This window comes from Streptomyces sp. bgisy130 (genome assembly GCF_057708345.1).
On record NZ_JBYISA010000010.1, the window covers coordinates 66595 to 85297 of the forward strand.

The window sequence follows — 18703 nt, forward strand, 5'->3', positions numbered from 1 at the left end:
GCGACGGTCCTGCGGCGGTCCCGGGGATCAACGCCCGCGCAGCTCCCGGTACTTGGCGACCAGACCGGCCGTGGAGGCGTCCAGCCCCGGCACCTCGGCGCCCTCGGTCAGGGCCGGTTCGACGCGCTTGGCGAGCACCTTGCCGAGCTCCACGCCCCACTGGTCGAAGGAGTCGATGTTCCACACCGCGCCCTGGACGAACACCTTGTGCTCGTAGAGCGCGATCAACTGGCCCAGCACGGACGGGCTGAGCTCGCCGGCCAGGATGGTGGTGGTGGGGCGGTTACCCGGGAAGGTCTTGTGCGGCACCAGTTCCTCGGCCACGCCCTCGGCGCGCACCTCATCCGGCGTCTTGCCGAAGGCCAGCGCCTGGCCCTGGGCGAAGAGATTGGCCATCAGCAGGTCGTGCTGGGCGACCAGGCCCGGCTGGAGATCGGCGACCGGCTCGGCGAAGCCGAGGAGATCGGCCGGGATCATCTTCGTGCCCTGGTGCAGGAGCTGGTAGTAGGCGTGCTGGCCGTTCGTGCCGGGCGTGCCCCAGACGACCGGCCCCGTCTGCCATCCGACCCGGTTGCCCTGGCGGTCCACGGACTTGCCGTTGGACTCCATGTCCAGCTGCTGGAGATAGGCGGTGAACTTGGAGAGGTAGTGGCTGTAGGGCAGCACGGCATGCGACTGGGCGTCCCAGAAGTTGCCGTACCAGATACCGAGCAGCCCCAGCAGCAGCGGGGCGTTCTCCTCCGGCGGGGCGGTGCGGAAGTGCTCGTCGACGAGGTGGAAGCCGGCCAGCATCTCGCGGAAGCGCTCCGGGCCGATCGCGATCATCAGCGACAGGCCGATCGCGGAGTCGAAGGAGTAACGGCCGCCGACCCAGTCCCAGAACTCGAACATGTTGTCCGTGTCGATGCCGAACTCCGTCACCTTCTCGGCGTTGGTCGACAGCGCCACGAAGTGCTTGGCGACCGCCTCTCCCCCGGCGCGCAGACCGGTCAGCAGCCAGTCGCGGGCCGAGGTGGCGTTGGTGATCGTCTCGATGGTGGTGAAGGTCTTCGAGGCGATGATGAACAGCGTCTCGGCCGGGTCCAGATCGCGGACCGCCTCGTGCAGATCGGCGCCGTCCACATTGGAGACGAAGCGGAACTGCATGTCCCGGTGGGTGTAGGCGCGCAGCGCCTCGTACGCCATCGCCGGGCCCAGGTCCGAGCCGCCGATACCGATGTTGACGACGGTCTTGATGCGCTTGCCGGTGTGGCCCTTCCAGTCGCCGGAGCGGACCCGGTCGCAGAAGATGCCCATCTTCGTCAGGACGTGCTGCACGCCGGGGGTGACGCTCTCGCCGTCGCTCATGATGACCGCCGAGCCGGGCGCGCGCAGCGCGGTGTGCAGCACGGACCGCCGCTCGGTGATGTTGATCTTCTCGCCGCGGAACATCGCGTCCCGCAGCTCGGCCACGCCGGACGCCGCGGCCAGCTCGCGCAGCAGCCCCAGCGTCTCGTCGGTGACCAGGTGCTTGGAGTAGTCCAGGTGCAGATCGCCGACCTGGAGGGTGTAGCGCTCGGCGCGCGCCGGGTCGCGCTCGAACAGCTCGCGCAGATGCACCTCCGCCATCTGCTCCCGGTGCTTGCCCAGCGCCGTCCACTCAGGCATCTGATCGAGCCTGCTGCGGCCTTCTGCGTTCATCTCGGACATCAGCCTTCTTCATCTCGTACCGGCCCCGCCATCTCCCAACCTAATTGATCAGCGCCTGGTAGGAGGTATCTGTCCGCTGTCGGACGGGGCGCCGTCGGCCGTCTGAAGAACCGGTGTCAGCGCGACGGTGCCCAGGGCCAGCAGAGCGGCGGCCAGCAGCGCGGGGGCATTGGGCCCGAAGGCCGTGGCGGCCGCGCCGCCGCACACCGCGCCGAGCGGTGTCCCGGCGACGGAGACCGTACGGAAGGCGGAGCTGATCCGGCCGAGCATCCCGGCCGGACTGCGCTGCTGCACGGCCGTGGTCTCCAGGACGTTCCACACCATCCCGGCGAAGCCGAACAGGCCCAGGAGCAGCGCTGCGAGCCAGACCGAGCTCAGCGCCCCGAGGCCCACCAGGGTCACGGCCTGGAGCACTCCGGCGAGCAGCAGGGTGCGGCCCGCGCCGCCGGCCACGGCGACCGTCCGGACCGCGAGGAGCCCGCCCAGGACCATCCCGATGCCGTAGCCGGTGGTCACGACGACATAGCCGAAGTCCCCGGCGCCCAGCCAGCCCTTGACGACCACCACCAGGGTCGCGATCAGCGCGCCGATGCCGACATTGCCCAGCGCCACCGACACACAGAACGCGCGCAGCACCCGGTCGCGCCACAACTGCCGTATCCCCTCGGCGATTTCGCGCCGGACGGTGCGACCGGCGGTGGCCGGCCGCTGGGCCGGAGGGCCGGTGCGCAGGGAGGCGACGAGGGCGGCCGCGACGAGGTAGGTGGCCGCGTCGGCCAGAAACGGGAGTGCGGCACCGAGCGCGATCAGCACCGGGGCCAGCGGTCCGCCGACGAACCGGCCGGCCAGCTCCTGACCAGTCATCAGCCGGGCGTTGGCGGCGGCCAGTCGCTCCTTGGGCACCACCGCGGGCAGCAGGGCCGTGGCGGCGTTGTCGAACAGGGTCTGGAGGGTGGTGAGCGCGAAGGACAGCGCGAGCAGCAGCCCGATACCCGCCCGGTCGAGCGCCACGGCCACGGCGAAGCCGGCCATCAGCAGCCCGCGCAGCACATCGACCGCCCACATCGCCCGCCGCTGGTCCCCCTGGTCGGCGACCGCGCCGCCCAGCAGCCCGAAGAGCAGCCAGGGCACGAAGCCGCAGGCCGTGACGAGCGAGATCAGCAGCGGCGAATCGGTCAGGGTGTAAGCGAGCAGCGGCAGCGCCGTGCCGCGCAGGGCATCGCCAAGGCGGGAGACGGCGGCGGCGCCCCACAGCCGGCCGAAGCCGCCACGCGGGGCGAGCCCGCCCGCCGCTGTCGTGTGCCCCGCTCCGGTGCCCGTCCCGCTGTCCGCCATGCCGCCCCCCGTCCGCATCGTGCGCGTACGGAAAACGGTAGGGGCAGCCACTGACAGTGGCCCTCGGGCGACTTCCCCATCCGCTACCTCAGATGCGGCCGCGGAGCGCGCGGACGGCTCGCGGGAGGGCGCACGGACGCGGCCGGCCCGGCCGGAAGGGGTGTGTGTCCTTCCGGCCGGGCCGGCCGTGTCAGGTGCTGGTCCGTCAGATCTCGCCGCGGAGCTTGGCGAGTGCCTCCGCGAGGATCGCCTCACCGTCGGCGTCGCTGCGACGCTCACGGACATAGGCGAGGTGGGTTTTGTACGGCTCGGTGCGCGGCGGGTCCGGCGGGCTCTCCCGGTCCTTGCCTGCCGGGAAACCACAGCGCGGGCAGTCCCAGGTGTCCGGAACCTGCGCATCGCCGGCGAAGCTGGGCTGCGTCTCGTGCCCGTTGGAGCACCAGAAGGAGATGCGGGTGCGCGGCGCGGACTCGCCGCGCTCGGCCTCCCCCATCGGCCCCGCCCCGACCCGACTTCCTCGGATCGCGTTGCCACTTGCCACGGTCGTAACTCCCTGCGTAATGGTGCTGCACAGCCTCTCGCAGCAGCTGCGCTGCGGAACGCCCCAGTCTACGTAAGGCCCAACGCGCGTCCAGTGGCTGGAGTTACCCGTCCGAGGACGCCTCCCTCATGATAGGCCGCACCTCCGACACTGTGTCAGTTGCTGAGCTTCATCAGGATGCCGAGCACGACGATGCAGGCGAACCACAGCAGACCGATCACGATGGTGATGCGGTCGAGGTTACGCTCGGCGACCGAGGAGCCACCCACCGAGGACTGCATGCCGCCACCGAACATGTCGGACAGGCCGCCGCCCTTTCCCTTGTGCATGAGCACCAGCATCATCAGCAGCAGGCTGAAGACGATGAGGGCGATCGAGAACCCGATGACCACGGCTGGACCAACTCTCTAGGACTGACGGACGGACTTATGGATCACGATATACGGAACAAATGGTGCGGGGCCGGGGGCGGTGCCGCTGCACCGGTCCCGGCCCCGACAGGGTACGACGAGGGTTCCCCCTCGTCATAGCTGCTACTGGTCGCGGAAACGGACGATCTTCACGAACTCGTCCGCGTCCAGCGCCGCGCCGCCGATCAGCGCGCCGTCGACGTCGGGCTGCGCCATGATCGCCGCGACATTGCCGGACTTGACCGAGCCGCCGTACTGGATGCGGACCTTGTCGGCCAGCTCCTGGCTGTAGAGCTCGGCGAGACGGCCGCGGATCGCACCGCAGACCTCCTGCGCGTCCTCGGGGGTGGCGACCTCACCGGTGCCGATGGCCCACACGGGCTCGTAGGCGATCACGATGGTCTCGGCCTGCTCGGCCGGGATGTCCGCCAGACCGCCGTCGACCTGGGCGAGGGTGTGCGCGACCTGGTTGCCGGCCTTGCGGACGTCCAGGCCCTCGCCGACGCACAGGATCGGGGTGATGCCGTTGCGGAAGGCGGCCTTGACCTTGGCGTTGCAGATCTCTTCGTTCTCGCCGTGGTACTGGCGGCGCTCGCTGTGACCGATGGCCACGTACGCGCACTTGAGCTTGGCGAGCATCGGGCCGGAGATCTCACCGGTGTAGGCGCCGGAGTCGTGCGCGGAGAGATCCTGGGCGCCGTACTTGATCTTGAGCTTGTCGCCGTCGACCAGCGTCTGCACCGACCGCAGGTCGGTGAACGGCGGCAGGACCGCGACCTCGACGGCGTCGAAGTCCTTGTCGGCGAGGGCGAAGGCGAGCTTCTGGACGTGGGCGATGGCCTCGAGGTGGTTGAGGTTCATCTTCCAGTTGCCCGCCATCAGCGGGGTACGGTCAGTCACGTTGTTCAGTCCTCCAGAGCGGCGAGGCCGGGGAGCGTCTTGCCTTCGAGGTATTCGAGGCTGGCGCCACCGCCGGTCGAGATGTGGCCGAAAGCGGTCTCGTCGAATCCCAGCAGACGCACGGCGGCTGCCGAGTCACCGCCCCCCACGACCGTGAAGGCGGGCGAGTCCAGCAGCGCCTGGGCGACGGCCTTGGTGCCGCCGGCGTAGTCGGGGTGCTCGAAGACACCCATCGGGCCGTTCCAGAAGACCGTGCCCGCGTCGGCGAGCTTCGCAGCGTACAGCTCACGGGTCTTCGGGCCGATGTCCAGGCCCTCCTGGTCGGCCGGGATGGCGTCCGCGGCGACGGTCCCGGGGTGCGCCGGGGCCTTGGTCTTCAGGTCCGGGAATTCGGCGGAGATCAGCACATCGACGGGGAGCACGAACTCCACACCGCGCTTCTCGGCGCGCGCCAGGTACTCCAGGCAGGCCGGCACCTGGTCCTCCTGGAGCAGCGAGATGCCGACCTCGTGGCCCTTGGCCTTGAGGAAGGTGTAGGCCATCCCGCCGCCGACCAGGATGCGGTCGGCCTTCTCGATCAGCTGGTCGATGACGGCCAGCTTGTCGGAGACCTTGGCACCGCCCAGCGCGACGACGTAGGGGCGCTTGACGTCCTCGGTGAGCTTCCTCAGGACGCCGACCTCGGTGGCGATCAGGTCGCCGGCGGCGTGCGGAAGGCGCTTGGGCAGGTCGTACACGGAGGCGTGCTTGCGGTGCACGGCGCCGAAGCCGTCGCCCACATACAGGTCGGCGAGGGCGGCGAGCTGGTCGGCGAAGGCGCCGCGCTCGGCATCGTCCTTGCTGGTCTCGCCCGCGTTGAAGCGGAGGTTCTCCAGCACGGCCACCTGGCCGTCGGCCAGGCCCGCGACGACGGACCGGGCGGACTCGCCGACCGTGTCGGTCGCGAACGCCACGTCCTGCCCGAGGATGTCGCCCAGCCGCGCGGCGGCCGGGGCCAGCGAGAAGGCCGGGTCCGGGGCGCCCTTGGGACGGCCCAGGTGCGAGGCGACGATCACCTTGGCGCCGCGCTCGACGAGCTTGGCGATCGTCGGGGCGACGGCACGGATCCGGCCGTCGTCGGTGATGGTGGTGCCGTCCAGCGGCACGTTCAGGTCGGCGCGGACAAAGACGCGCTGTCCGGCGACCTGGAGGTCGTCGATCGTCTTCATGAGAAGTGACTCCGTGTTTGCGTAGCTCGGCCATGGGACGGGGCCCGTACGACGCTTCATCGCGTCATACGAGCCCCGTCCTCACATCTCGGTGCCTCGGGCGTCAACCAGTGATCAGAGCTGGCCGCCGACGAACGTGGTGAGGTCCACCAGGCGGTTGGAGTAGCCCCACTCGTTGTCGTACCAGCCGACGACCTTGACCTGCTTGCCCTGGGACATGGTCAGCGAGGAGTCGAAGGTACACGAGGCCGGGAAGTTCACGATGTCCGAGGAGACGATCGGGTCCTCGGTGTACTCCAGGATGCCCTTGAGCTGGCCCTCGGCGGCCTTCTGGAAGGCGGCGTTGATCTCGTCCTTGCTGACCTCGCGGTCGAGCTCCAGGACCAGGTCGGTGACCGAGCCGGTGGGGACCGGGACGCGCATCGCGATGCCGTCCAGCTTGCCCTTGAGCTGCGGGAGGACCAGGGCGGTGGCCTTGGCGGCACCGGTCGAGGTCGGGATGATGTTCTCCGCGGCGGCACGGGCGCGGCGCAGGTCGCTGTGCGGGAAGTCCAGGATGCGCTGGTCGTTGGTGTACGCGTGGACCGTCGTCATCAGGCCCTTGACGATGCCGAAGTTCTCGTCGAGAACCTTCGCCATCGGCGCCACACAGTTGGTGGTGCAGGAGGCGTTGGAGATGACGTGGTGCTGGGCGGCGTCGTACTTGTCGTTGTTGACGCCCATCACGATCGTGATGTCCTCGTCCTTGGCGGGCGCGGAGATCAGGACCTTCTTGGCACCGGCCGCGATGTGCTTCTCGGCGTCGGCCTTCTTGGTGAAGATGCCGGTCGACTCGATGACGATGTCCGCGCCGAGCTCGCCCCAGGGGAGGTTCGCCGGGTCGCGCTCGGCCATCGTCTTGAAGGTCTGGTTGCCGACCGTGATGGTGTCGTCGGTGTGGCTGACGTCCTGCTTGAGGCGACCCAGAATGGTGTCGTACTTCAGCAGGTGAACCAGGGTGGCGTTGTCGGTCAGGTCGTTGACACCGACGATCTCGATGTCCGCACCCTGCTCCAGGAGCGCGCGGAAGTAGTTGCGACCAATGCGGCCGAATCCGTTGATGCCTACGCGGATCGTCACGAACCGATCTCCTCGTTAGGTACGCCGATGGGGCACCGGCGAGCTGTATGGGCTGTCCCCGACCGCCTCCGACCCTACCCCCAATAAGAGACGTACGTGACATTGACAAACGGGCCTTCGTACCCTCAAACGAGCAGCCACAGAAGGGCTTCTGACCCCTCAAACGAGCGAGCCCAGAAGCGCTCCCGGACCCTCAAACGAGCGGTTTGAACTGCCCTCGTGCGCGCCCTCCCGCGCCTCCCCCGACGGCACCGTTTCGGGAGTGACGCCAGGGGCGCGCGGGGATGCCCGGCGGGGTGCGAGGCACCGGTCGTCAGCCGACCATGCCCTCGGCGAGTTCCTCGGTGAGGTTGGACTCGGTGCCGGGGATGCCCAGGTCCTGGGCCCGCTTGTCGGCCATCGCCAGCAGCCGGCGGATCCGGCCGGCGACCGCGTCCTTGGTCAGCGGCGGATCGGCGAGGGCGCCCAGCTCCTCCAGCGAGGCCTGCTTGTGCTCCATGCGCAGCCGGCCGGCCGCCGCGAGATGCTCGGGGACCTCCTCGCCGAGGATCTCCAGGGCCCGCTGGACCCGGGCGCCCGCGGCGACCGCGGCGCGCGCCGAGCGGCGGAGGTTGGCGTCGTCGAAGTTGGCCAGGCGGTTGGCGGTGGCGCGGACCTCGCGGCGCATCCGCCGCTCCTCCCACGCGAGCACCGACTCATGCGCGCCGAGCCGCGTCAACAGGGCACCGATCGCGTCACCGTCCCGGACCACGACGCGGTCCACCCCGCGCACCTCACGGGCCTTGGCGCCGATGCCGAGCCGGCGGGCGGCACCGACCAGGGCGAGCGCCGCCTCGGGCCCGGGGCAGGTGACCTCCAGCGACGAGGAGCGGCCCGGCTCGGTCAGCGAGCCATGGGCCAGGAAGGCGCCGCGCCAGGCCGCTTCGGCGTCACAGGTCGCGCCGGAGACCACCTGCGGGGGCAGCCCGCGGATGGGGCGGCCGCGGCCGTCCACCAGGCCGGTCTGGCGCGCCAGCTGATCGCCGCCGGCCACCACCCGTACGACATAGCGGCTGCCGCGCCGCAGGCCGCCGGGGGCCATCACCACCAGGTCGGAGCTGTGCCCGAAGATCTCCAGGATGTCCTTGCGCAGCCGCCGGGCGGCGATGCCGGTGTCCAGCTCCGCCTCGATCACGATGCGCCCGCTGACCAGGTGCAGACCGCCCGCGAACCGCAGGATCGACGAGACCTCCGACTTCCGGCAGCAGGTCCGGGTGACGGGGAGCCGGGAGATTTCATCCTTCACCGCTGCCGTCATCGCCATGGGCCGATCCTTCCATGCATCCGAAAAATACGGTCGTACGCGGCTGCCAGCAGCTCCGGGTCGTGCCGGTCGGGGGCTCCCCCGGCGCTCGACCGGGCGTCGTCTCCTTGTGCGGCGACCGCCGCCAGCTCGACCTCGCTGCCGACCAGCTGCTTCGCGGCAACCGTCAGACCTTCGGTGTCGGGCACGGCGGCCTTGTCGGCCAGCACCACGTCGAAGGCGAGTTTAGGGGCGTGTCGGGCCAAAACCTCCAAATGACGCTGCGGGGAGAAGCCATCGGTTTCGCCCGGTTGGGGCGCAAGGTTGAGCGAAAGGACCTTTCGGGCCTTGGTCTCCTCCAGCGCCTCCCGCAGCTCCGGCACCAGCAGATGCGGGATCACAGAGGAGAACCAGGAGCCGGGGCCGAGCACCACCCAGTCGGCGTCCCGCACCGCGGCGACCGCCTCGGGGACGGCCGGCGGGTCCACGGGGACCACATGGACGGACTGCACCTCGCCGCGGGTGAGCGCGACGGTGGCCTGGCCGCGGACCGTCGTGATCGCGTCCGGACGGTCCTGGTCATGACCCCTGACCTGGGCCTGGAGCTCCAGGGGCACCGCCGACATGGGAAGCACCCGGCCGTGCGCGCCGAGCAGCTTGCCGACCAGATCGAGCGCCTGGACATGGTCGCCGAGCTGCTCCCACAGGGCGACGATCAGCAGATTGCCCACCGCGTGGTCGTGCAGCTCGCCCTCGCTCTGGAAGCGGTGCTGGATCACCCGGGACCAGGTCTGGCCCCAGTCGTCGTCGCCGCACAGCGCGGCCAGCGCCTTGCGCAGATCGCCGGGCGGCAGCACGCCGAGCTCGTCGCGGAGCCGGCCGCTGGAGCCGCCGTCGTCGGCGACCGTGACGACGGCCGTCAGATCACCGGTGATCCGGCGCAGCGCGGTCAGCGAGGCGGACAGGCCCATGCCGCCGCCCAGCGCCACCACCTTGGGGGTGGCGCCCTTCGTCGTACGGACGCTGGGAACGAATCTGCGGACCCGGCGAAGCCGTGGTGTACGCCCGGTCACTCGCGCCCCATGTCCCGGTGGACGACGACGGTTTCCACTCCTTCGGACACCAGGCGGTGGGCGAGCTTCTCGGACATCGCGACGCTGCGGTGCTTGCCGCCCGTGCAGCCCACGGCGATGGTCACATAGCGCTTGCCCTCCCGGCGGTAGCCCTCGGCGACGATCCGCAGCAGCTCGGCGTAGCCGTCCAGGAACTCCTTGGAGCCGGGCTGGCTGAAGACGTAGTGGGAGACCTCGTCGTTGAGACCGGTGAAGGGGCGCAGCTCGGGGACCCAGTGCGGGTTGGGGATGAAGCGGCAGTCGATGACCATGTCGGCGTCGACCGGGAGGCCGTACTTGAAGCCGAAGGACATGACCGTGGCGCGCAGCTCGGGGACCTCCTCGCCGGCGAACTGGGCGTCCATCTTGGCGCGCAGTTCGTGGACGTTGAGGCTGGAGGTGTCGATGACCAGGTCGGCGTCGCCGCGCAGCTCGCGCAGCAGATCGCGCTCGGCGGCGATGCCGTCGACGATCCGGCCGTCGCCCTGGAGGGGGTGCGGGCGGCGCACCGACTCGAAGCGGCGCACCAGGGCCTCGTCGGAGGACTCCAGGAAGACGATGCGGCGCTTGACGTTCTGCGCGTCGAGGGTGGCCAGCGATTCCTTGAGGTTGGCGAAGAAGCGGCGGCCGCGGACGTCGACGACGACCGCAATCCGGGCGACATTGCCCTGCGAGCGGGCGCCCAGCTCGACCATCGGTGCGATCAGCTCGGGCGGGATGTTGTCGACGACGAACCAGCCGAGGTCCTCCAAGCACTTCGCGGCCGTACTGCGGCCGGCGCCGGACATCCCGGAGATGATCACCAACTCGGGGATCGCGGCGCTCTCGCCCTGGTCGGTCGTGCCCGTACTCACCTGTGCACCGTCTCTCTCGGTTTCCTGCGGTTCCTGCGGTGTACTCATCGGTCCTGCCCCCGTTCTGCTGACAACGCGGCCGGTGGGGCCCCGTCATCCTCAATGATCTCTCCTGTGGCGGTGTTCACCGCGGGGGCGGACGGTGCCGCCCCGGCCAGCGCCGCGGCGACCGTCTCCGCCGTCTTGCGGCCGACGCCCGGAACCTCGCAGATCTCGTCGATCGTCGCGGCCCGCAGCTTCTTCAGCGAGCCGAAATGCTTGAGCAGCGCCTGGCGGCGGGTGTCGCCGAGTCCGGCGACGGCGTCCAGCGGCGAGGACTTCAGCCGCTTGGTGCGCTTGCTGCGCTGGTAGGCGATGGCGAAGCGGTGTGCCTCGTCCCGGACGCGCTGGAGGAGGTAGAGACCCTCGCTGCTGCGCGGCAGCACCACCGGGTCGTCGTCCTCCGGCAGCCAGACCTCTTCGAGGCGCTTGGCCAGTCCGCAGACCGCGACATCGTCGATGCCGAGCTCGTCCAGGGCCCGGCGGGCGGCCGCGACCTGAGGGGCGCCGCCGTCGACGACCACCAGCTGCGGCGGGTAGGCGAAACGCTTGGGGCGGCCGTCCTCGTCGGTCGGGCGGCCGGCCATGGGGTCCGGCTCCGGATCGTCCGGGCCGGCGGCGACGGTCGAGGCGGTGGCGCCGTTGTCGTCGACGCGGACGTCGTCGGCCGGCTCCTCCGTCCACTCGCCGGCCTTCTGCTTCTCCTGGAGATAGCGCTTGAAGCGGCGGCCGATGACCTCGTGCATGGACCGGACATCGTCCTGGCCCTGGAAGGTCTTGATCTGGAAGCGGCGGTATTCGCTCTTCCGGGCGAGACCGTCCTCGAACACCACCATCGAGGCGACGACGTCATCGCCCTGGAGGTGGGAGATGTCGAAGCACTCGATACGCAGCGGCACCGAATCCAGGCCGAGGGCCTCGGCGATCTCCTCCAGGGCACGGGAGCGGGTGGTCAGGTCGGAGGCGCGCTTGGTCTTGTGCAGCGCCAGGGCCTGCTGGGCGTTGCGGGCGACCGTGGCCATCAGGTCCTTCTTGTCGCCGCGCTGCGGGATGCGCAGCGAGACCTGGGAGCCGCGGCGCCCGGTCAGCCACTGGGCGACCGGGTCGACGGGCTCGGGCAGCGCCGGGACCAGGACCTCCTTGGGGACGGCGTCGCCCCGCTCCTCGCCGTACAGCTGCTGGAGGGCGTGCTCGACCAGATCGCCGGTGGTGACCGCCTCGACCTTGTCGGTGACCCAGCCGCGCTGGCCGCGCACCCGGCCGCCACGGACGTGGAAGATCTGGACGGCGGCCTCCAGCTCGTCCTCGGCGACGGCGATCAGATCGGCGTCGGTGGCGTCGGCGAGCACCACGGCGCTCTTCTCCATCGCCCGCTTGAGCGCCCCTATGTCGTCACGCAGCCGGGCGGCGCGCTCGTACTCCATCTCCTCGGCCGCTTCCTGCATCCCGCGCTCCAGGCGGCGGATGTAGGCACCGGTGCGGCCGGCCATGAAGTCGCAGAACTCCTCGGCGAGTTCATGGTGTTCCTCGGCGGAGATCCGGCCGACGCAGGGGGCCGCGCACTTGCCGATGTAGCCGAGCAGACAGGGGCGGCCGATCTGGGCGGAGCGCTTGAAGACACCGGCGGAGCAGGTCCGTACGGGGAAAACGCGGAGCAGCAGGTCGACGGTCTCGCGGATGGCCCAGGCGTGCCCGTACGGACCGAAGTAGCGCACGCCCTTCTTCTTGGCGCCGCGCATGACCTGGACGCGCGGGAACTCCTCGTTGAGGGTCACCGCGAGATACGGATAGCTCTTGTCGTCGCGGTACTTGACGTTGAAGCGGGGGTCGAACTCCTTGATCCAGGTGTATTCGAGCTGGAGCGCCTCGACCTCGGTGGTGACGACGGTCCACTCCACGGAGGCGGCGGTGGTGACCATCGTGCGGGTACGCGGATGGAGGCCGGCCAGGTCCTGGAAGTAGTTGGCCAGCCGCTGGCGCAGGCTCTTCGCCTTGCCGACGTAGATGACCCGGCCGTGCTCGTCGCGGAACTTATAGACCCCCGGCGAGTCGGGGATCTGTCCCGGCTTGGGTCGATAGCTGCTGGGGTCTGCCATGCCCACCACCCTACTGACCGCCACCGACAATCACGGCCGGGACCGGGTGCGTTCCTGGGTGGGGGGAGTGGCTGGGTGGGGGTGGCCTGGGTGGTTGGGGGGTGAGGTGACGGGGTGGGCGTGGCCGGGGTGGCTGGGGGCCGGTAGGAGGGCGGCGGGAGCGCGTGGCGGGGTCCGTGGCAGGTGGGCGTGGCGGGTTCCCGTAGCGCGTGCGCGTGGCGGGTTCCCATGGCGCGTCCGCGTGGCGGGTTCCCGCGGCGCGTTCGCGTGGCGGCTCCCCCCACCCCCGAACCCACCCCCGCCCCCTCCCCCCGAAGGGGGAGGAGGGGGAGGGGGCGGGGGAAGCGTCTGCCCGCCGTACGGACGGCATGCGGCGGGCAGACACGCCCCGTCAGCCGCCACGCGAACGCGGCGCGGGCGCGGGCCGGCTGCCGGACAAGCCGGGGCCGACGCGCCGGGCTGGGCGCGCCACGCGGCCCCGCTCAACCGCTGCGAACGCAGGCGCGGGCCCGCTCAACCACTGCGACGCAAGCGCGTCCCTCAGCCGCTGCGGCGCCGGCGCAGGGCCGCCGCGGCGGACAGCCCCAGGGCCAGCAGGGCGGCGGCGCCCGCCACGGTCGTGGCCGCGGTCACCGGCAGGCTGTCATCCGTGAACGCGCCCGCCGTGACGGGCTGCTGGGCCGGCGCCGCCTGGGCCTGGTCCTGGGGCTCCTTGGCGCCGGCCGCGGCCTCCGGCCCGTAGCCGCCGGCCTCGCCGCGCCGGTCGTACGCGGAGCCCGGCAGCTTGTCCCCGTAGGCCTTCGCCACCCGCTTCCGGTAGGCGGCGACGGTGGTGCCGTGCGCCCCGACGGCCTTGCGGGCGTCGGCGTCCAGTGGCTCGATCCGGTCGCCGCGCTGTACGTACCAGGCGTCGATCTGCGGCTCGTGGAAGACCGTGCCGCCCTTGGACCGCGCTGCCCCGGCCGCGGTGTAGCGGGTCTCGTCGTCGCCGTCGGCGATGTTGACGACCTTCCAGGCGGCGCCCTGCCGCACGGTCCATACGGAGGCCGTGCGGCCGTCGGCGGCGACGGCCTTGCTGGCGAGGAACTCCAGGCGGGCGACGGGGGCCGCGGTCCGGCCGCGGACGAAGTCCGGTGACAGGAGGTAGACGGGGACCGTGCCGCCCTCGATGCGCGGGGCGCCCTGTGCCGCGGGGGCCAGGGCCGGTGCGCCACCGCGCTTGCGGTCGGCGGCGAAGAAACGCGCGAGGGTGTCCAGAGTCGCGGGGGCGGCGGCCGCTTCGTGGGCGGCGGTGACGCTCGCGCGGGCCGGGGCCTGGGGCGTGGGGACGGGCGCGGCCACGGCGGCCTGCGGGGCGAGGCCGATGAGGGTGGTCGCGAACGCTCCTGTGGCGACGGCGCGGAGGGTGGTACGGACGGCGGTGCGCTTCGTCATGGCCTCAGGCTCCTATCCGGTAGAGGGAGTGCGTCCAGGAGAAGGAGCTTCCGTTCACGTAGTAGTCGAAATCGCCCCAGTTGTAGCGGGAGTTGGTCGCCCAGGGATCACCCCAGTAAATCCAGTTTCGATCTGTGTCATAGCCATAGACCACGTGCATATGGCCGCCGCCGGAGGACCACTGGATGCGGGTCTCGACCGGCCGCTTGGCGTCGATCTCGCTCTGTACGGTGCCGGGGCGGAGCCAACCGGACACATAGGAGCCGGAGTTGATGCCCATCCAGTTGAGGGCGGTCTGCACATTGCCGAGGGTGGCCTGGTCGTTGGGGCAGCTGCTGCCCTGCTGGCGGTTGAAGGCGGCGTTGCAGAACTGGTTCTGGCTGTAGTTCTTGCCGAACCAGGTCGCGATGGTGTTGCCGGAGGCGGCCCAGCACCAGTTGGTGTTCTCCTGGGCCTGCATGGCGATGTCGAGGCGGTTGGCGGCGAAGCGCGGTGCGGCGGCCGGCTCCGCGGCGGTGGGGGTGTGCGCCGGGGGCGTGAGGGGCGCGGCCGAGGCGGCGGTGGTGCCCGTGAGCAGGGTCAGTGCGGCGGTCGTGAGCGCTGCGGCCGACAGCCATCTGCGACGGGAACGGCGTGCGTGGGGTGCACGGGTCATGGCGTTCCTCCCGAACATGGGGGGTGAGGGGGTGAGAGGAGCGCATCCGGATGCTGCTGAGGAGCATCAGGTGTTGTCGCAGGCAGGTCAACACGCTTCAATGCGGAAGGACATGGGGGTGTGGACGGACGGGCCCGGATGTGAACGGCCGGTGCCCGGCGTACTGCGGTGAACGGACAGGCAGAGTGTGCAGCGCGCGATCCGGTTGTGAACGTTCACCCGCGCGCCGGAGGAGCAAGGCAATGGCACAGAACACCCCGCAGTCGGCCGAGCTGGCACAGCTGCTCCAGACCGGTCCGTTCCATCTCGCGCTCCGCTCCGCGCTCACCGTGCGCGGCCTCGCGCTCACCCGCGTCCAGCACAAGCTCGCCCAGCGTGGCATCACCATCGGCGTGACCAGTCTGAGCTACTGGCAGCAGGGCGCCCGGCGGCCACAGCGCCCCGAGTCGCTGCGGGCGGTGCGCGCCCTGGAGGAGGTGCTGGACCTGCCCGCGCACTCGCTGCACCGGCTGCTGGTGCCGGAGGGCAGCGCCCGCCCGGAGGCCGAGCGGCCGCTGGCCCGCTCGTACCGCTCCCTGGTGGCGCCCGCCGCCGCGCTACAGCAGCTGTTCGCCGAGCTGGAGACGCCCGTGGACGGTGGGCTGCACACCGTGGGCCATCACGAGCGGGTCGCCATCGGCCCCGGGCGTGAGCTCCTGGCCCGCGAATCGCTCCAGGTGGTCCGGGCACACCGGGACGGCGTGGACCGCTATGTCGCCATCCACCGGGGCGAGTCGGGCTGCGCGACGTCCGGGGTCCGGGTGCGGGCCGCGGAGAACTGCCGGCTGGGCCGGGTCCGCGGGCACGCCGAGACCGGGGTGGTGGTCGCCGAGCTGCTCTTCGACGCCCGGCTGCGGGCCGGTGACACCCATGTCTTCGGCTACGTCTTCGAGGACGGCAGCGGCGGTCCGAGCACCGAGTATCTGCGCGGCTTCACCTTCTCCGGCGGCCAGTACGTCCTCCAGGTGCGCTTCGACGAGGCGGCGCTGCCGGTGCGCTGCCGCCGCTTCGCCCAGACCTCCGCGGGCGCCCCGCGCAGCGGACAGCAGGAGCTGACGCTCAGCGGACGACACCGCGCCGTGCACCTCGTGGAGCAGGGGGTACGGCCCGGGATACTGGGCATCGCCTGGGACTGGGGGTGAGCCCCGCGGGTCCGGCGGGCCGCCGCGTCAGCCCGCGATCAGCTTGCCGTCCTTGGCCTTGACCGGGACCTCGGGCAGCGGCTCGGACGCCGGACCCTGGAGGACCTTGCCGGTGGTGACGTCGAAGCGGCTGCCGTGGCAGGGGCAGCTGCCCTCCTTCTTCTCGACGTCGGACAGGATGCAGTCGGCGTGTGTGCACTTGGCGCTGAAGCACTTGTAGGTGCCCTTGGCGGGCTGCGAGACGACGAGCCGGTCCTCGCGGTAGAGCTTGGCGCCGCCGACCGGCACCTCGGCGGCGGCCCCGAGGTCGACCGGCTCGTCGGGCACCGCCAAGGCGTTCGCGCCGGAGTCCCCCGGGGAGCAGGCCGCCAGCCCGAAGCCGGCGGCCCCGGCGAGCGCGGCCCCCCGCAGCACGGTTCGGCGGTCGGGGGACTGGCTCATGGCTGCTCCAGAGGTCAGGGGGTCAGAGGCGGCGGCTCCCGACGATACCGGCACAGATCGTTCCGCTTCCGTCCGGGCCGGGCACCGGGTCGCCCCTTGGGCGTAAACGCTTACGCAAGCGTTTACGTTTAGGATCGGGGCTCGTAGTGTGGGGGCTTCGCGGGACGAGGTCCGGGAAGTCCGGGGCGCCGCCGGGGTGCCGCACACGCGGGAGGAAGAGCGGATGACGACGATGGCGGATGTGGCGCGGCGGGCCGGGGTCTCGGTCGCCACGGTCTCGCATGTGCTGAACGGGACCCGGCCGGTGCGCCCCACCACCCGCGCCGCGGTGCTCGGCGCCATCGACGAGCTCGGCTACACCCACAACACCCTGGCCCGCTCCCTGGTCACCTCCCGCACCCGCTCGATCGGCCTCGCGGTCTCCGCGATCAGCAACCCGTACTTCACCGAGATCCTCCAGGGCGTCGAGGCCGGCGCCCTGGCGGCCGGCTACAGCCTGCTGATCGCCGATCCGCACGACGACCCCCGGCATGAGCGCACGGTCGTCCAGCTGCTGCACGAGCGACGGGTGGACGGTGTGATCGTCGCGCCGTCCGCGGAGCCCGCGGAGATGGTGGAGTATCTGGGCCGGCGCGCGGTGCCGGCGGTCTTCCTGGACCGGTTGGTCGGCGACGCGCACGACCAGGTGTGCGCCGAGAACACCGGCCCGGTGCGTCAACTGGTCGAGCATCTGGCCGACTTGGGGCACACCCGGATCGGTCTGGTGGCCGGCCTCCCCGGGCTGAGCACCACGACCGAGCGGGTCGAGGGCTACCGCGAGGGGCTCGGTGCCCGCGGTCTGCCGTTCGTGCCCGCACTCCTCGCCGGCGGCAACTCCGAGGCGGCGGGCGCCCAGGCCGCCACCCGGCAGCTGCTCGCCGCGGCGGACCCGCCCACCGCGCTGATCACCGCCAACAACGCGATGACCATCGGCGCGCTGCGGGCGCTGCGCGAGCTGGGCCGGGAGGTGCCCCGCGACACCGCCCTGGCCTGCTTCGACGACTTCTCGTGGGCGGAGCTGTTCACGCCCCGGCTGACCGCGATCGCCCAGCCCAGCAGGGACGTCGGGGCGGCGGCGGTCCGGCTGCTGCTGGAGCGCCTGGCGGAACCGGACCGGCCCCCGCGCACCCTCCGCCTCCCCTGCACCTTTGTGCACCGTACGTCGTGCGGCTGCGCCGAAACCGCACCGGCCGCCCGCCCGGCCGCACCCCAGGCCACCCAGGAAAGGAACCGCACCCCGTGATCGTCGTCGCCGGCGAGGCACTGATCGACCTCGTCCCCAGCCCGCAGACCGCTCCCCCGCCCTCCCCCGACGGGGGCTCCCCCGCCCCGGGCGGCCCGTTGCCGGCGTTGCTGCCGCGGCGCGGCGGCGGCCCGTACAACACCGCGGTCGCACTGGGGCGGCTGGGCTCGCCCACCGCGTTCTGTTCCCGGATCTCGACCGACGCGTTCGGTGAGGCGCTGCTGAGCGGGCTGCGTGCCGGGGGTGTGGACACCTCGCTGGTGCAGCGCGGCAGTGAGCCGACCACCCTCGCCGTGGCGGACATCAGCCCGGACGGGTCGGCCGGCTACGGCTTCTATGCCGACGGCACCGCCGACCGGCTCTTCGCCCTGCCGCCGGCGCTGCCCGCCGCGGTCCGGGCGCTCTCCCTGGGCACCTGCTCGCTGGTCCTGGAACCGGGCGCGAGTGCCTATGAGTCCCTGCTGCGCAGGGAGGCCGGCCGCGGGGTCTTCACGGCGCTCGACCCCAACATCCGGCCCGGTCTGATCCCCGACCCCGACGCCTACCGGGCCCGCTTCCGCTCCTGGCTCCCCGACGTCGCCCTGCTGAAGCTCTCCGAGGAGGACGCGCTGTGGCTGGCGGGGTCCGGCGAGGGGCCGGGCGGTGCCGTGGGCGGGGGCCGGGACGCGGTCCTCACGGTGGCGAAGGAGTGGCTGGCGGCAGGGCCCGCGGCGATCGTTCTCACCCATGGCGGGGACGGTCTGACGGTGCTGACGCCGGGCGGCGGCGAGCTGACGGTGCCCGGCGAGCGGGTCACCGTCGTCGACACCATCGGCGCCGGCGACACGGTCAACGCCGCGCTGCTGCACCGGCTGGACGCCCACGACGCCCTCTCACCCGCCGCCGTCGCCGCGCTCGGCGCCGAGGACTGGCAGGACATTCTGCGGTTCGCCGCCCGCGCGGCCGCCGTCACCTGCTCGCGGGCGGGCGCGGAACCGCCGTTCGCCGCGGAGGTGGCGGCGTAGCCGGAGCGGGGGCCGTGGGGCCCGGTGGGGTCCGGCGGCGTGGCCCGTGGGCGGGGGCGGTGGGGCTCGGTGGGGTCCGGCGGCGTGGCCTGGAGCGGGGCGACGCGTGGCCCGGAGGCGG

The 18703-nt window shown here is 71.7% G+C and carries 17 protein-coding genes; 3 read left to right on the top strand and 14 right to left on the bottom strand.

Annotated features, from left to right (window positions below; translation table 11 throughout):
- Nucleotides 1-27: 27 nt before the first annotated feature.
- The 13 genes from pgi to AC3EUV_RS16035 form a co-directional block, all read right to left on the bottom strand.
- On the bottom strand, nt 28-1680 hold the full coding sequence (pgi, locus tag AC3EUV_RS15975) for a glucose-6-phosphate isomerase (protein WP_432145399.1): 1653 nt from the start codon (nt 1678-1680) through the stop codon (nt 28-30).
- A gap of 57 nt (nt 1681-1737) precedes the next feature.
- Nucleotides 1738-3024 carry an MFS transporter gene (locus AC3EUV_RS15980; protein ID WP_435603190.1) on the bottom strand — a complete coding sequence of 429 codons (1287 nt, stop codon included), beginning with the start codon at nt 3022-3024 and terminating at the stop codon, nt 1738-1740.
- 205 nt (nt 3025-3229) lie between these two features.
- A complete protein-coding gene (locus AC3EUV_RS15985) occupies nt 3230-3565 on the bottom strand; it encodes an RNA polymerase-binding protein RbpA (protein WP_078518748.1) in 336 nt (111 codons plus the stop codon).
- Between the two features lie 155 nt (nt 3566-3720).
- Nucleotides 3721-3957, bottom strand: a complete 237-nt coding sequence (secG, locus tag AC3EUV_RS15990) for a preprotein translocase subunit SecG (RefSeq protein ID WP_042161713.1) — start codon at nt 3955-3957, stop codon at nt 3721-3723.
- A gap of 141 nt (nt 3958-4098) precedes the next feature.
- Complete coding sequence (gene tpiA, locus AC3EUV_RS15995) at nt 4099-4875, bottom strand: triose-phosphate isomerase (protein WP_398833848.1); 777 nt, start codon at nt 4873-4875, stop codon at nt 4099-4101.
- Between the two features lie 5 nt (nt 4876-4880).
- On the bottom strand, nt 4881-6083 hold the full coding sequence (locus tag AC3EUV_RS16000) for a phosphoglycerate kinase (protein ID WP_432145372.1): 1203 nt from the start codon (nt 6081-6083) through the stop codon (nt 4881-4883).
- A gap of 114 nt (nt 6084-6197) precedes the next feature.
- Nucleotides 6198-7202, bottom strand: a complete 1005-nt coding sequence (gap, locus tag AC3EUV_RS16005) for a type I glyceraldehyde-3-phosphate dehydrogenase (RefSeq protein WP_387247940.1) — start codon at nt 7200-7202, stop codon at nt 6198-6200.
- A gap of 313 nt (nt 7203-7515) precedes the next feature.
- The gene (gene whiA / locus AC3EUV_RS16010) at nt 7516-8505 is read right to left on the bottom strand and encodes a DNA-binding protein WhiA (protein WP_018091880.1); all 990 of its coding nucleotides are present in this window, start codon (nt 8503-8505) and stop codon (nt 7516-7518) included.
- The gene (locus tag AC3EUV_RS16015) at nt 8496-9557 is read right to left on the bottom strand and encodes a gluconeogenesis factor YvcK family protein (protein WP_432145373.1); all 1062 of its coding nucleotides are present in this window, start codon (nt 9555-9557) and stop codon (nt 8496-8498) included. Before AC3EUV_RS16015 ends, whiA begins: the two co-directional genes overlap by 10 nt.
- Nucleotides 9554-10498: an RNase adapter RapZ gene (rapZ, locus tag AC3EUV_RS16020; RefSeq protein WP_432145374.1), complete on the bottom strand. Its 945-nt coding sequence runs from the start codon at nt 10496-10498 to the stop codon at nt 9554-9556. Before rapZ ends, AC3EUV_RS16015 begins: the two co-directional genes overlap by 4 nt.
- Nucleotides 10495-12585: an excinuclease ABC subunit UvrC gene (uvrC, locus tag AC3EUV_RS16025; RefSeq protein ID WP_435603191.1), complete on the bottom strand. Its 2091-nt coding sequence runs from the start codon at nt 12583-12585 to the stop codon at nt 10495-10497. The genes rapZ and uvrC overlap by 4 nt, the downstream gene beginning before the upstream one ends.
- Before the next feature lie 540 nt (nt 12586-13125).
- A complete protein-coding gene (locus AC3EUV_RS16030; RefSeq protein ID WP_432145376.1) occupies nt 13126-14019 on the bottom strand; it encodes a hypothetical protein in 894 nt (297 codons plus the stop codon).
- Nucleotides 14020-14023: 4 nt separating this feature from the next.
- Nucleotides 14024-14674, bottom strand: coding sequence for a papain-like cysteine protease family protein (locus AC3EUV_RS16035; protein ID WP_432145377.1), 651 nt, complete (start codon nt 14672-14674; stop codon nt 14024-14026).
- A gap of 242 nt (nt 14675-14916) precedes the next feature.
- Between AC3EUV_RS16035 and AC3EUV_RS16040 the strand changes: the two genes are divergently transcribed.
- Nucleotides 14917-15855 (top strand): hypothetical protein, encoded by a 939-nt coding sequence (locus tag AC3EUV_RS16040; RefSeq protein ID WP_432145378.1) that lies wholly within the window; start codon nt 14917-14919, stop codon nt 15853-15855.
- 27 nt (nt 15856-15882) lie between these two features.
- On the opposite strand, the gene AC3EUV_RS16045 is transcribed toward AC3EUV_RS16040, so the two are convergent.
- Nucleotides 15883-16296 carry a Rieske (2Fe-2S) protein gene (locus tag AC3EUV_RS16045; protein WP_435603192.1) on the bottom strand — a complete coding sequence of 138 codons (414 nt, stop codon included), beginning with the start codon at nt 16294-16296 and terminating at the stop codon, nt 15883-15885.
- Between the two features lie 223 nt (nt 16297-16519).
- Between AC3EUV_RS16045 and AC3EUV_RS16050 the strand changes: the two genes are divergently transcribed.
- Nucleotides 16520-17578 (top strand): LacI family DNA-binding transcriptional regulator, encoded by a 1059-nt coding sequence (locus tag AC3EUV_RS16050; protein ID WP_432145380.1) that lies wholly within the window; start codon nt 16520-16522, stop codon nt 17576-17578.
- Nucleotides 17575-18582 (top strand): carbohydrate kinase family protein, encoded by a 1008-nt coding sequence (locus AC3EUV_RS16055; protein ID WP_432145381.1) that lies wholly within the window; start codon nt 17575-17577, stop codon nt 18580-18582. Before AC3EUV_RS16050 ends, AC3EUV_RS16055 begins: the two co-directional genes overlap by 4 nt.
- Nucleotides 18583-18703: the final 121 nt, after the last annotated feature.